Here is a 13,097-nt window from a genome sequence, read left to right on the forward strand (position 1 = left end):
CTCCCCCGGCCCCGCCCGGCATCCCACCGCCGCCCCGCCCCCGCACCCCGAGCCACCGGCACCGCCTCGCCGGGCCCGCCCCCGCGCCCCCCGAGCCCCCGCCCCCGCATGTCACGGCTGCGCTGCAAGCGTGGACGCCCCGGCCGGGGGTGGCGGAGGTCCTCGTAGAATCGCCGGGTGGATACGACCCTGGATGACCCCCTCGTCGGGCGCGTGCTCGACGGCCGCTACCGCGTCGACGCGCGCATCGCCGCAGGCGGCATGGCGACGGTCTACCGGGCGCTCGACACCCGCCTCGACCGCGTCCTCGCGCTCAAGATCATGCACCCGGACCTGGCCGCCGACACGGCCTTCGTGGACCGTTTCATCCGCGAGGCGAAGTCCGTCGCACGCCTGGCCCACCCCAACGTCGTGGCCGTCTTCGACCAGGGCACGGACGGGCCGTACACCTACCTGGCGATGGAGTACATCTCCGGCTGCACCCTGCGCGACGTCCTGCGCGAGCGCGGCGCGCTCCAGCCGCGGGCCGCGCTCGACATCCTCGAACCGGTCCTCGCCGCCCTCGCCGCCGCCCACCGCGCCGGCTTCGTCCACCGGGACATCAAGCCCGAGAACGTCCTGATCGGCGACGACGGCCGGGTCAAGGTCGCGGACTTCGGCCTGGTCCGCTCCGTGGACGCCGCCACCCACACCACCGGCTCCGTCCTCGGCACCGTCTCCTACCTCGCCCCCGAGCAGATCGAGGACGGGGTCTACGACACCCGCGTGGACGTCTACGCCTGCGGCGTCGTCCTGTACGAGATGCTCACCGGCTCCAAGCCGCACACCGGCGGCACCCCGGCGCAGGTCCTGTTCCAGCACCTCAACGAGGACGTCCCGCCCCCGTCGGCCGCCGTCCCCGGGCTCCCCGCCGCACTCGACGAGCTCGTCGCCCGGGCCACCGCCCGCACTCCGGAGCTGCGCCCCACGGACGCCGCCGCCCTGCTGGGCCTGGCCCGCGAGGCGCGGGCGCGGACAGGCGAGGCCGAGCTGGACGCCGTGCCGCCGCAGGCGCGGTCCACCGAACGGTCCGCCGCCGAGGACCGCACCAGCGTGATCCCGCGCCCCCTGGCGGGGCAGGCCGCCGAGCCCGTCCTGCACCACACCTCGCGCCTGGAGCGGCCCCCCGCCCCGGCGCCCGAGGCGCCCCCAGCGCCCCGTCGGCAGCGCCGCGGCACGTTCCTCGTCATCGCCGCGGTCCTGCTCGCCCTGGGCATCGGCACCGGCGTCTGGTACATCAACTCCGGGCAGTTCACCAAGGTCCCCAACCTCCTCGGCAAGACGGAGGACCAGGCCAGGGCGGAGCTCTCCGCCGCCGGGCTCGGCGTCAAGAAGGTCGACCGGAAGTTCAGCGAGGCCTTCGACCGCGGGACGGTCATGGACTCCGACCCCGCCGGCGGCAAGAAGATCCGCGGCAACGGCGCGGTGACCCTGACCGTCTCGCGCGGCCCCGAGCTGGTCAGCGTGCCCGACCTCAAGGGCCGCCCGCTGGAGGACGCCAAGGCGGAGCTGACGAAGGCCGGGCTGGCCCCGGGCATCGTCACGCAGGCCTTCAGCCAGGACGTGGCCCAGGGCTCGGTGATCTCCACCGACCCGGCGGGCGGCCAGAAGCGGGCCCCCGACTCCGCCGTCGCCCTCCAGGTCAGCAAGGGCCGTCCGGTGCAGGTCCCCAGCGTCACCGGACAGCCCGCCGACCAGGCGCGCGCCGCGCTGGAGGCCCTCGGCCTGAAGGTGGCGACCGCCCCCGACCAGGTCAACTCCCCCGCGCCCGCCGGAACGGTCGCGAACCAGTCGGTCGCCGCGGGCACCCAGGCGGCGGGCGGGGACACCGTCACGCTGACCCTCTCCAAGGGCCCCCGCCCCGTCCAGGTGCCGAACGTCGCCGGCCAGGACGTGGACACGGCCCGCAAGACCCTGGAGGCCCTGGGCTTCAAGGTGAAGGTGGAGCGCCCCTTCCTGTCCTTCAGCAGCACGGTGGACACCCAGTCGCTGCCCGCCGGGCAGAGCGCCCCCGAGGGCAGCACGATCACCATCAAGACCAAGGGGCTCTGAGCAGCGGTGCTTCGCAATCCCGTGGGCGGGCACGTGCCCGTCGCCGGCGGGCTCGCCTCGGTGGGCCTGACCTACGCCCGTGAGATGGGCGCCGAGGCCGTCCAGGTCTTCGTCGCCAATCCGCGCGGCTGGGCCACCCCGACCGGGAACCCGGCGCAGGACGAGCTGTTCCGCGCGCAGTGCGCCGAGGAGTCGGTCCCGGCGTACGTGCACGCCCCGTACCTGATCAACTTCGGCTCGCACACCGAGGCGACCGTGGAGAAGTCGGTGGAGTCCCTGCGGCACTCGCTGCGCCGGGGCCGGGAGATCGGCGCGCTCGGGGTGGTCGTGCACACCGGGTCGGCGACCGGCGGCCGCCCGCGCGAGGCGGCGTACGCGCAGGTCAGGGAGCACATGCTGCCGCTGCTGGACGAGCTGACGCACGAGGACGACCCGTTCCTGCTGCTGGAGTCCACGGCCGGGCAGGGCTCCTCGCTCTGCTCGCGCACCTGGGACTTCGGCCCGTACTTCGAGGCGCTGGACCACCACGAGAAGCTGGGCATCTGCCTGGACACCTGCCACATCTTCGCGGCGGGCCACGACCTGGCCGAGCCGGGAGGCACCAAGCAGACGCTGGACCTGCTGGTGGACACGGTCGGGGCGGGCCGGCTCAGGCTGATCCACGCCAACGACTCCAAGGAAGGCGTCGGCGCCCACAAGGACCGGCACGCCAACATCGGCCAGGGGCACATCGGCCGCGAGGCCTTCGCCGAGCTGTTCTCGCACCCGGAGATGGACGGCGTACCGCTGATCATCGAGACGCCGGGCGGCAAGGAGGGGCACGCGGCGGACGTGGCCCTGCTGAAGGAGCTCCGCGACCTGCACTGACACGGCGAACATCCTTGAGGGAATACCCCTGGGGGGTATACGGTTCCACCAGTCGGCGGGACCGCCACCCGGCGTTCCCCCGGGCCTTCAGGGGGTAGTCATGGAACAGGCGCACGAGCACCACGAGCACCACGAGCACCACGAGCACCACGAGCACCACCACGGAGACCACGGACACCACGGTCACGAGAGCCACGGCGGCCACGCCGGACACGAGAGCCACGCCGACCACGGCAGCCACGCCCACCACACCGGACCCGTCGGCTGGGGCATGGCCGCCAAGGCCACCCTCCACTGCCTCACCGGCTGCGCCATCGGCGAGGTGCTCGGCATGATCGTCGGCACCGCCCTGAGCTGGGGGAACCTCCCGACGATGGTCCTGGCCATCGTCCTCGCGTTCTTCTTCGGCTACGCCCTCACCCTGCGCGGCATCCTGGCCGCCGGCGTGGACCTCCGTTCGGCCGTCCGGGTGGCGCTGGCCGCGGACACCCTGTCGATCGCCGTCATGGAGCTGATCGACAACGGCGTCATCGCCGTCTGGCCGGGGGCCATGGACGCCCACCTCTCGGAAGGGCTGTTCTGGTTCGCCCTCGCGGTCTCGCTCGCGCTCGCCTTCGTCGTGACGACCCCGGTCAACAAGTGGATGATCGGCCGCGGCAAGGGCCACGCCGTCGTCCACCAGTACCACTAAGGGAGGGTCACAGCTCCGGACCGTCCCCCGGCCCCTCCTGGTACGAGTAGCGCTGCTCGCGCCAGGGGTCGCCGATGTTGTGGTAGCCGCGCTCCTCCCAGAAGCCGCGGCGGTCGGCGGTCATGTACTCGATGCCCCGGACCCACTTGGGCCCCTTCCAGGCGTACAGGTGCGGGACCACCAGGCGCAGCGGGAAGCCGTGTTCGGCCGTCAGCGGTTCGCCGCCCATGTGGGTGGCGAAGACGGTCCGGTCGGAGGCGAAGTCCGCCAGTCTCAGGTTCGAGCTGAAGCCGTACTCGGCCCACACCATCACGTGCGTGACCTGCGGGGCGGGCGGGGCCAGGGAGAGGATCTCGCGGGCCAGCACCCCGCCCCATTCGGCGCCCTGCATGCTGAACTTGGTGACGCAGTGCAGGTCGGCCACCACAGAGTCGAACGGCAGCGCCGCGAACTGCTCGTGGTTCCAGCAGTGCTTCTCACCGTCGGCCGTCGCCCCGAAGACGCGGAACTCCCAGCGGTCCGGCTTGAACTTGGGGACGGGACCGTAGTGGGTGACCGGCCAGCCCCTCTGCAACCGCTGCCCCGGAGGGAGCTCGACCTGCTCTGCTCCCGGAAATTCCCGGCTGTCCGGCTGACCCATGCCTCCATGGTGACAGACGTGGCGGGGTGGTCACGACCAGGTACGAAACGAAACGGGCAACTACCAGCAACTCATACTAAGGAGGCACTTACTGGACGGCCCCGTACGGCGGTGCAAAGATGCGCGCACTACCCAGTCACCTCGCTGACATTGCCTGGAAGGAGCCTCTGCGATGCAGGGCGACCCCGAGGTCCTCGAGTTTCTGAACGAGCAGCTGACCGGCGAGCTCACGGCCATCAACCAGTACTGGCTGCACTACCGCATCCAGGACAACAAGGGGTGGACGAAGCTCGCCAAGTACACGCGTGAAGAGTCCATCGACGAGATGAAGCACGCGGACAAACTCACCGAGCGCATCCTCATGCTCGACGGTCTGCCGAATTACCAGCGCCTCTTCCACGTGCGCGTCGGACAGACGATCACCGAGATGTTCCAGGCCGACCGGCAGGTCGAGGTGGAGGCGATCGACCGCCTCAAGCGCGGTATCGAGGTCATGCGCGGGAAGGGCGACATCACCTCCGCCCGCCTCTTCGAGGAGATCCTGGAGGACGAGGAGCACCACATCGACTACCTCGACACCCAGCTGGAGCTCATCGAGTCCCTGGGTGAGGCGCTGTACATCGCCCAGCTCATCGAACAGCCGAGCTGACGGATCAGACCGGTCGGGTGACTGGGCGACTCGGACGGCTCAGGCGACCCGGACGGCCGGAGGCCTCAGGCGGCTTCCGCCAGCTGCGGGGCCGGGTCGGCGGCGAGGACGGCGGCCGCGTCGCCCTTCTCCAGCAGTTCCCGGCGCGGGCACGCGCCACGGCCCAGGATGCCCTGGATGGTCCGCACGCAGGAGCCGCAGTCGGTGCCGGCCTTGGTGGCCGAGGCGATCTGGCGGGGGGTGCAGGCCCCGGCGGCCGCGTGTTCCTTGACCTGCTTGTCGGTGACCCCGAAGCAGGAGCAGACGTACACGCGGTTCACCTCCCTGAGCGGAATGGTTCTTGCAGCCACCCCGGTGCGGTGAGGCTTACCTAACCGTACCCAAAGTTAGGTAAGCCTAAAAGGCCCGGGGACGAGGATGGGGCGCGGATCACATGGATCCGCGCCCCATCCTCACTCAGAGCTCATCGGCCCGTCACTGGTCGCGGTACATCTCCGCCACCAGGAAGGCCAGGTCCAGCGACTGGCTGCGGTTGAGACGCGGGTCGCAGGCCGTCTCGTAGCGCTGGTGCAGGTCGTCGACGAAGATCTCGTCGCCGCCGCCCACGCACTCGGTGACGTCGTCACCGGTGAGCTCGACGTGGATGCCGCCCGGGTGGGTGCCCAGCGCCTTGTGGACCTCGAAGAAGCCCTTGACCTCGTCCAGGACGTCGTCGAAGCGGCGCGTCTTGTGGCCGGAGGCCGCCTCGAAGGTGTTGCCGTGCATCGGGTCGGTGACCCAGGCGACGGTCGCACCGGACGCGGTGACCTTCTCGACCAGCTCGGGGAGCTTGTCGCGGACCTTGTCGGCGCCCATGCGGACGACGAAGGTCAGCCGTCCCGGCTCACGCTCGGGGTCCAGGCGGTCGATGTAGGTCAGCGCCTCGTCCACCGTGGTGGTCGGGCCGAGCTTGATGCCGACCGGGTTGGCGATCTGCGAGCAGAACTCGATGTGCGCGTGGTCCAGCTGGCGGGTGCGCTCACCGATCCAGACCATGTGGCCGGAGGTGTCGTACAGCTTGCCGGTACGGGAGTCCGTACGGGTGAGGGCGCCCTCGTAGTCCAGCAGCAGGGCCTCGTGCGAGGAGTAGAACTCCACCGCCTTGAACTCGGCCGGGTCGGTGCCACAGGCCTTCATGAAGTTCAGCGCGTTGTCGATCTCCCGCGCGAGCTGCTCGTAGCGCTGCCCGGACGGGGAGGACTTCACGAAGTCCTGGTTCCAGGCGTGCACCTGGCGCAGGTCGGCGTAACCGCCGGTGGTGAAGGCGCGTACCAGGTTCAGCGTGGAGGCCGACGCGTGGTACATCCGCTTGAGCCGCTCGGGGTCCGGGACGCGGGCCTCTTCGGTGAAGGCGAAGCCGTTGACCGAGTCGCCGCGGTAGGTCGGCAGGGTCACGCCGTCGCGGGTTTCGGTGTCCTTGGAGCGCGGCTTGGAGTACTGGCCCGCGATGCGGCCGACCTTGACGACGGGCACAGAGGCCGCGTACGTCAGGACGGCGCTCATCTGGAGCAGGGTCTTCAGCTTGGCGCGGATGTGGTCGGCGGAAACGGCGTCGAAGGCCTCGGCGCAGTCGCCGCCCTGCAGCAGGAACGCCTCGCCCTTGGCGACGGCTCCCAGGCGGGCGCGCAGCTGGTCGCACTCGCCCGCGAAGACGAGCGGAGGATACGACTCGAGGTCCGCGACGACAGCGCGCAGGGCCTCGGCATCGGGGTACGAAGGCTGCTGCGCCGCGGGAAGGTCTCGCCAGGTCGCCTTGGCGGCGAGGGCGTGGTTTTCAGCGTTCACGGTCACCTCGTACACATTACGTCGTCATTCGCCGTGTCCGGCCGGACGCCCACCTGGTGAGACGGTGTCGTTCGAAGGTCCACGGACCCCGGATGAACGGAATTCAAGGTTCATATGCCGGAGGAGGCGGGATGCGGCAGGACGGCGGCCGTTTCGGCTAGGGTGCCTCCCATGTACGCGCTCTCCGTCCAGAACTGGTGGTGGTCCGCTCCCGGCGGCCCGCCCCTCGTGCGTACCCACTGACACGAGCGACACGAAGGCCGCCCCGAGGGGCGGCCTTCTGCGTACGCAGGCAGACACGGGCCGCTCCTCCTCCCGACACCCCACCGGAAGGACGCCCGCTCCATGCCCCAGCCTCAGTTCTCCCCGTTCTCACCGTTCTCCCCCTTCGCCCTCTCCCGGCTCCTCGACGACGGCGCCCCGCCGTTCGCGCTGCTGCGCCGGCGCACCCCCGGCCGGGACCACGACACCGTCGAGGTGCTCCTCGGCCCGGTCCACGAGGCCGCCCGCCTGGCCGACCTGCCCGTGCGCGAGCTGCCCACCCTGGCGCTGGTCCCGTTCCGGCAGATCCGCGAGCGCGGGTTCGACGTGCGCGACGACGGCACCCCGCTGAGCGTGCTGTGCGCCGAGGAGGCCTACGAGGTCCCGCTGACCGAGGCACTGGCCGCCCTCCCGGACCACTGCGTACGGGTCGAGGGCGGGGGCTTCGACGTGGGCGACGAGGAGTACGCGGCCACCGTCGAGCGGGTGATCCGGGACGAGATCGGCCGGGGCGAGGGCGCGAACTTCGTGATCCGGCGGACGTACGAGGGCCGGATCGGCGGTTTCGGCCGGGCCGACGCCCTGGCCCTGTTCCGGCGGCTGCTGGAGGGCGAGCGGGGCGCGTACTGGACGTACGTGGTCCACACTCCGGACCGCACCCTGGTCGGGGCCAGCCCGGAGGTCCACGTCCGGATGACGGGCGGCACGGTCGTGATGAACCCCATCAGCGGCACCTACCGCTACCCGGCGGGCGGGCCGACCGCCGAGTCGCTCCTCGCCTTCCTCGGCGACCGCAAGGAGACCGAGGAGCTGTCGATGGTGGTGGACGAGGAACTGAAGATGATGTGCACGGTCGGCGACATGGGCGGCACCGTGGTCGGCCCCCGCCTGCGGGAGATGGCCCACCTCGCGCACACCGAGTACGAGCTGCGCGGCCGCTCCTCGCTGGACGTCCGGGAGGTGCTGCGGGAGACCATGTTCGCGGCGACCGTGACGGGCTCGCCGGTACAGAACGCCTGCCGGGTGATCGAACGGTACGAGAACGGGGGCCGCGGCTACTACGCGGGCGCCCTGGCCCTGCTCGGCCTGGACCCCTCCGGCGCCCAGACCCTGGACTCCCCGATCCTGATCCGCACCGCCGACATCGCCCCGGACGGGACGCTGCGGGTCCCGGTCGGGGCCACCCTGGTCCGCCACTCGGACCCGCGGGGCGAGGTGGCCGAGACGCATGCCAAGGCCGCCGGTGTGCTGGCCGCGCTGGGCGTGCGCGGGGCCGCGCCGCGCCCCGCCTCCTCCGGTGGCGCCCGGCTGGCGGACGACCCCCGGGTGCGGGCGGCACTGGCCGCGAGGCGGGCGGACCTGGCGCCGTTCTGGCTGCGGATGCAGGAGCGGATGCCCGCCGCCGGGGGACACGCGCTGGTGGTGGACGGCGAGGACACCTTCACGGCGATGCTGGCGCACGTGCTGCGGGCGGCGGGCCTGTCGGTGACGGTGCGCCGCTACGACGAGCCGGGGCTGCGGGAGGCGGCGTCGGCCTGGCAGGGCCCGGTCGTCCTGGGCCCGGGCCCGGGCGACCCGGCGGACGGGGCGGACCCGAAGATGCGGATGCTGCGCGGGCTGGCGGGCGAACTGCTCGCCTCGCACCGGGGCGGGCTGCTCGGCGTCTGCCTGGGCCACGAGCTGCTGGCGGAGCAGATCGGCCTCCCCCTCGTCCGCAAGACGGAGCCGGCACAGGGGGCGCAGGTGCGGATCGACCTCTTCGGCAGGCCGGAGGTGGTCGGCTTCTACAACACGTACACCGCCGCCTGCGACGCCGAGACGCAGGCGGAGCTGGCGGCGCACGGGGTCGAGGTCTCCCGGGACCCGCTCACGGACGAAGTCCACGCCCTGCGCTGCGCGGCACGCGGCTTCGCGGGGGTCCAGTTCCACCCCGAGTCGGTCCTCACGCTGCGGGGCGCGGAGCTCGTCGCCGGCCTGGTCCGGGCCGTGGTCCCGGTGGGGCGGGGCGCGTAGCGGGGCGGGGGCGGGCCCTGCGGGGCCGGTCCCCGGTGCCGGTGGGGCCGTGAACAGCCCCGCCGGCACCCCGGCGGCGGGGTCAGCCGAAGAAGACGCCCGCCTCCTCGTACAGCGCCGGGTCCACCGTCTTCAGCCTCGCCGTCGCCTCGGCGATCGGCACCCGCACGATGTCCGTCCCCTTGAGCGCGACCATCTTCCCGAAGTCCCCGTCCCGCACCGCGTCGATCGCGTGCAGCCCGAACCGTGTGGCCAGCCACCGGTCGAAGGCGCTCGGGGTGCCCCCGCGCTGGATGTGCCCGAGGACCGTGGTGCGGGCCTCCTTGCCGGTCCGCGCCTCGATCTCCTTGGCCAGCCACTCCCCGACACCCGACAGCCGGACGTGGCCGAAGGAGTCCCGGGACACCGCGTCCTTGAGCACCAGGTCGCCGTCCTTCGGCATGGCCCCCTCGGCCACCACCACGATCGGCGCGTAGCTCGCCTTGAAGCGGGAGGTCACCCAGGCGCAGACCTGGTCCACGTCGAAGCGCTGCTCGGGGATGAGGATGACGTTCGCCCCGCCCGCGAGCCCGGAGTGCAGGGCGATCCAGCCGGCGTGCCGCCCCATCACCTCGACGACCAGGACCCGCATGTGGGACTCGGCCGTGGTGTGCAGCCGGTCGATGGCCTCCGTCGCGATGCCGACGGCCGTGTCGAAGCCGAAGGTGTAGTCGGTGGCCGACAGGTCGTTGTCGATGGTCTTGGGGACGCCGACGCAGGGGATGCCGTACTCCTCGTACAGCCGGGCGGCCACGCCCAGCGTGTCCTCGCCGCCGATCGCGATGAGCGCGTCGACCTCGGCCTTGGCGAGGTTGTCCTTGATGGAGCGGACCCCGTTCTCGGTCTTGAACGGGTTGGTGCGCGAGGAGCCGAGGATGGTGCCGCCGCGCGGCAGGATCCCGCGGACGGCGGGGATGTCCAGCGGGACGGTGTCCCCCTCGACCGGCCCCCGCCAGCCGTCCTTGAATCCGACGAACCCGTATCCGTACTCCTGGACGCCCTTGCGGACGACGCCCCTGATCACCGCGTTGAGCCCGGGGCAGTCGCCGCCGCCCGTGAGCACTCCGACCTTCATGGAATCTCCCTTCGCCATGACCGCCACGCTAGTGGTGACCCAGGTCACAGCAAGGGGCCTGGAGTGGGCAATTCCGGTGGAATTACGGGGCGTTGCGTACGCGTGTTCACTCGTACGGGGAAGTAAGTACGACCGGCGGGTACGCCGGAGCACCCTCAGGCGTCGTCGAGCCCGCGCTCTATCGCGTACCGCACGAGCTCCACCCGGTTGTGCAGCTGGAGCTTGCCGAGGGTGTTCTGCACGTGGTTCTGCACCGTGCGGTGCGAGATGACCAGCCGTTCCGCGATCTGCTTGTACGACAGCCCCTTGGCCACCAGCCGCAGCACCTCGGTCTCCCGGTCGGTCAGCTGCGGCGCCTTCGGCTCGTCGGCGGCGGCCGGCGCCGGGTCGGTGGCCAGGCGCCGGTACTCGCCGAGCACCAGCCCGGCCAGGCCCGGGGTGAACACCGGGTCGCCGGCGGCGGTGCGGCGCACCGCGTCGATCAGCTCCTGGGCCCCGGCCGACTTCATCAGGTAACCGGTGGCCCCGGACTTCACCGCCTCCAGCACGTCCGCGTGCTCCCCGCTCGCCGACAGGACCAGCACGCGCAGCGCGGGGTCGGTGCCGACCAGCTCCTTGCAGACCTGGACCCCGGGCATGCCGGGCAGGTTGAGGTCGAGGACCAGCACCCGCGGGGCGACGGCACGGGCCCGGCGCACCGCCTCGGGGCCGTCCCCGGCGGTGGCGACCACGTCGAAGCCCGCGGCGGCCAGGTCGCGGGCCACCGCGTCCCGCCACATCGGATGGTCGTCGACGACCATCACCTTGATGTCATGGAGCCCGTCGCCGCTGCCGACGCCGACGCCGTCACTGCCGCTGCCGCTGCCGCTGCCGCTGCCGTTCACTGGGTCCTCCCCCTCGGTACTTTCAGTTCCACTTCGGTGCCCTGCCCGGGGACGGACACCAGCTCGGCGCTGCCGCCGAGGTCGCGCAGCCGGCCCCGGATGGACAGGGCCACGCCCATCCGTCCCTCACCCTCCGCCTGGTCGAGCCGGCCGGCCGGGATGCCCGGGCCGTCGTCCCGTACGGTCACGATCACCTCGTCGCCCCAGTCCTCGACCAGGATCCAGGCGCTGGCCCCCTCCCCGGCGTGCTTGCGCACGTTGTCCAGGGCGGCGCCCACCGCCGCGGCCAGCTCCCGCGCGGCGGGCGCGGGCAGCGGCACCGGGGCGCCCGGCTCGGCGAAGCTCACCCGGGAGCCGGCGTGCGGGGCCAGCAGGGCCCGCAGGTCCAGCTCGCCCTCGTCGGCGCCCGGCTCCTCCACCTCGTACGTGTCCACCCGCGCGCCCAGCGCCTCGTCACGCGAGACCCGGGAGGGGCGGACCAGCCCGCTGGAGACCAGCGTGCGCAGCGCCACCTCCTGCTCCCCGGCCATCCGGCCCAGCTCGGCGGCCTCGCCGCCCAGCTCGGTGCCCCGCCGCTGGACCATGGCGAGGACCTGGAGGACACCGTCGTGGATGTCGCGGGCGAGGCGTTCGCGCTCCCGGGTCGCGGCCTCGATCTCCAGGGCGCGGGCGAGGGTGGCCTCACTGGCCCGGGCGACCTCGACGACGTAGCCGAGGGCGATGGAGGCGACCCAGACCAGCAGCACGTTGTGGAGGGTGTCCCGGGTGGGGTCGCCGCCGTGGATGGCGATGTTGGCGACGGCCACGAAGGTGGAGGCGATACCGGCCCACCGCCAGCCGCCCTTGAGGGCGAAGGCGAGGACCGAGCCGGCCGTCCAGATGCTGGGGAGGGTGGGGCCGCCCGCCTGGATGCGGGCGTGGGCGTCGGCGAGCGGGGTCAGGGCGATCCCGGCGAGGGCGACGGTGAGGTCTGCGGCCAGGAAACCCCTGGTGCAGTGCGCCGCGCCGCCCACCCGGCGGTAGGTGGCCAGGGTCCAGACGACGAGGACGGCGAGGTAGCCGACCGCGACGCCGGGACGGACGAAGTCCTTGTGGGCGGAGAGGAACAGCAGCACCGCGTAGACCATGGTGAGCAGCCGGTACGCGGTCAGCGCCCGCCACAGCGGCTGCTCGACCGACATCCGCACGACGCGCTCGCGCTTCGCCGCCATCTCCCCCACCCCCGCCGCGCGGACGGCAGCCTGCCGCCCGCGGGAACTACTCCGCGCCGCCGTCGCCCTTGTCGGCCTTGGCCGCTTCCTTGGCCGCCTTCTCGGCGTCCGCGATCTGCCGCTTGGCGGCGGTCGCGTAGATGTCGACGTACTCCTGGCCGGACAGCTTCATGATTTCGTACATGACCTCGTCGGTCACCGAGCGCAGGATGAAGCGGTCCCCGTCCATGCCCTGGTAGCGGCTGAAGTCCAGCGGCTTGCCGATCCGGATGCCCGGGCGCATCAGCTTCGGGACCACCTTGCCGGGCGGCTGGATCTTCTCGGTGTCGATCATCGCCACCGGGATCACGGGCGCACCGGTGGCCAGCGCCACCCGCGCCAGGCCGCCGGGCTTGCCGCGGTAGAGGCGGCCGTCGGGTGAACGGGTCCCCTCGGGGTAGATACCGAACAGCTCTCCGCGCTCGATGACCTCGATACCGCTCTTGATGGCGGCCTCGCCCGCACCGCGCGCGCCGGAGCGGTCCACGGGGAGCTGGCCGACGCCCTTGAAGAAGGCCGCGGTCAGCTTGCCCTTGACCCCGGGGGAGGTGAAGTACTCCGCCTTTGCGATGAAGGTCACCTTCCGGTCCAGCACGGCCGGGAGGAAGAAGGAGTCGGAGAAGGACAGGTGGTTGCTCGCGAGGATCGCCGGCCCCTCCGCGGGAATGTTCTCGAGGCCCTCCACCCACGGCCTGAAGGCGAGCTTCAGGGACCCGCCGATGGAGAACTTCATTGCGCCGTAGATCAACTCGAAAGCCTTCCTGTGTCTGTCGATCAGACCATAACCCCTGGCTCCGCCGAGAGCGCCCGACG

General features: G+C 72.0%; 12 protein-coding genes. 5 read left to right on the forward strand and 7 right to left on the reverse strand.

The genetic code is table 11. The features are described 5' to 3' along the window. The first annotated feature begins 177 nt into the window (after nucleotides 1-177). The 3 genes from pknB (at nucleotide 178) to BX286_RS11165 (ending at nucleotide 3,649) form a co-directional block, all read left to right on the forward strand. On the forward strand, nucleotides 178-2,091 hold the full coding sequence (gene pknB, locus BX286_RS11155; RefSeq protein ID WP_121014921.1) for a Stk1 family PASTA domain-containing Ser/Thr kinase: 1,914 nt from the start codon (nucleotides 178-180) through the stop codon (nucleotides 2,089-2,091). A gap of 6 nt (nucleotides 2,092-2,097) precedes the next feature. Further along, nucleotides 2,098-2,958 (forward strand): deoxyribonuclease IV, encoded by an 861-nt coding sequence (locus tag BX286_RS11160; RefSeq protein ID WP_100863796.1) that lies wholly within the window; start codon nucleotides 2,098-2,100, stop codon nucleotides 2,956-2,958. 100 nt (nucleotides 2,959-3,058) lie between these two features. Continuing rightward, nucleotides 3,059-3,649, forward strand: coding sequence for a DUF4396 domain-containing protein (locus tag BX286_RS11165; protein WP_121014922.1), 591 nt, complete (start codon nucleotides 3,059-3,061; stop codon nucleotides 3,647-3,649). A gap of 7 nt (nucleotides 3,650-3,656) precedes the next feature. Here BX286_RS11165 and BX286_RS11170 read toward each other — a convergent pair whose 3' ends face one another. Next, nucleotides 3,657-4,289 (reverse strand): sulfite oxidase-like oxidoreductase, encoded by a 633-nt coding sequence (locus tag BX286_RS11170; RefSeq protein ID WP_079426182.1) that lies wholly within the window; start codon nucleotides 4,287-4,289, stop codon nucleotides 3,657-3,659. Nucleotides 4,290-4,461: 172 nt separating this feature from the next. On the opposite strand from BX286_RS11170, the gene bfr reads away from it, so the two are divergent. Beyond that, nucleotides 4,462-4,938, forward strand: coding sequence for a bacterioferritin (gene bfr, locus BX286_RS11175; RefSeq protein WP_037926968.1), 477 nt, complete (start codon nucleotides 4,462-4,464; stop codon nucleotides 4,936-4,938). Nucleotides 4,939-5,003: 65 nt separating this feature from the next. Here bfr and BX286_RS11180 read toward each other — a convergent pair whose 3' ends face one another. Next, nucleotides 5,004-5,258, reverse strand: coding sequence for a bacterioferritin-associated ferredoxin (locus BX286_RS11180; protein ID WP_100863794.1), 255 nt, complete (start codon nucleotides 5,256-5,258; stop codon nucleotides 5,004-5,006). A gap of 154 nt (nucleotides 5,259-5,412) precedes the next feature. Continuing rightward, nucleotides 5,413-6,777, reverse strand: coding sequence for a class II 3-deoxy-7-phosphoheptulonate synthase (locus BX286_RS11185; RefSeq protein WP_185117263.1), 1,365 nt, complete (start codon nucleotides 6,775-6,777; stop codon nucleotides 5,413-5,415). Between the two features lie 330 nt (nucleotides 6,778-7,107). Here BX286_RS11185 and BX286_RS11190 point away from each other — a divergent pair, with 330 nt between their 5' ends. Further along, complete coding sequence (locus BX286_RS11190) at nucleotides 7,108-9,036, forward strand: anthranilate synthase family protein (protein ID WP_121014923.1); 1,929 nt, start codon at nucleotides 7,108-7,110, stop codon at nucleotides 9,034-9,036. Nucleotides 9,037-9,118: 82 nt separating this feature from the next. On the opposite strand, the gene BX286_RS11195 is transcribed toward BX286_RS11190, so the two are convergent. The 4 genes from BX286_RS11195 to BX286_RS11210 all read right to left on the reverse strand — a co-directional run bounded on the left by BX286_RS11195 (nucleotide 9,119) and on the right by BX286_RS11210 (nucleotide 13,017). Beyond that, nucleotides 9,119-10,150: a 6-phosphofructokinase gene (locus BX286_RS11195; protein WP_079426199.1), complete on the reverse strand. Its 1,032-nt coding sequence runs from the start codon at nucleotides 10,148-10,150 to the stop codon at nucleotides 9,119-9,121. A 155-nt stretch (nucleotides 10,151-10,305) separates the two neighbouring features. Next, a complete protein-coding gene (locus BX286_RS11200; protein WP_079431668.1) occupies nucleotides 10,306-10,950 on the reverse strand; it encodes a response regulator transcription factor in 645 nt (214 codons plus the stop codon). Nucleotides 10,951-11,030: 80 nt separating this feature from the next. After that, nucleotides 11,031-12,245: a MacS family sensor histidine kinase gene (macS, locus tag BX286_RS11205; RefSeq protein WP_237292767.1), complete on the reverse strand. Its 1,215-nt coding sequence runs from the start codon at nucleotides 12,243-12,245 to the stop codon at nucleotides 11,031-11,033. 46 nt (nucleotides 12,246-12,291) lie between these two features. Continuing rightward, nucleotides 12,292-13,017, reverse strand: a complete 726-nt coding sequence (locus BX286_RS11210; protein ID WP_079426205.1) for a 1-acyl-sn-glycerol-3-phosphate acyltransferase — start codon at nucleotides 13,015-13,017, stop codon at nucleotides 12,292-12,294. Between the last annotated feature and the right edge of the window lie 80 nt (nucleotides 13,018-13,097).

Origin of the sequence: Streptomyces sp. 3211.6 (assembly GCF_003634815.1) — a bacterium.
In the GTDB taxonomy this organism is placed as follows: Bacteria; Actinomycetota; Actinomycetes; order Streptomycetales; family Streptomycetaceae; genus Streptomyces; species Streptomyces katrae_A.

Bases quoted from the DNA above. Each gene is read 5' to 3' on its own strand.
- BX286_RS11165 (WP_121014922.1), top strand. From the start codon at position 3,059: ATGGAACAGGCGCACGAGCACCACGAGCACCACGAGCACCACGAGCAC.
- BX286_RS11170 (WP_079426182.1), bottom strand. From the start codon at position 4,289: ATGGGTCAGCCGGACAGCCGGGAATTTCCGGGAGCAGAGCAGGTCGAG.
- bfr (WP_037926968.1), top strand. From the start codon at position 4,462: ATGCAGGGCGACCCCGAGGTCCTCGAGTTTCTGAACGAGCAGCTGACC.
- BX286_RS11190 (WP_121014923.1), top strand. From the start codon at position 7,108: ATGCCCCAGCCTCAGTTCTCCCCGTTCTCACCGTTCTCCCCCTTCGCC.
- BX286_RS11195 (WP_079426199.1), bottom strand. From the start codon at position 10,150: ATGAAGGTCGGAGTGCTCACGGGCGGCGGCGACTGCCCCGGGCTCAAC.
- BX286_RS11200 (WP_079431668.1), bottom strand. From the start codon at position 10,950: ATGGTCGTCGACGACCATCCGATGTGGCGGGACGCGGTGGCCCGCGAC.
- macS (WP_237292767.1), bottom strand. From the start codon at position 12,245: ATGGCGGCGAAGCGCGAGCGCGTCGTGCGGATGTCGGTCGAGCAGCCG.
- BX286_RS11210 (WP_079426205.1), bottom strand. From the start codon at position 13,017: ATGAAGTTCTCCATCGGCGGGTCCCTGAAGCTCGCCTTCAGGCCGTGG.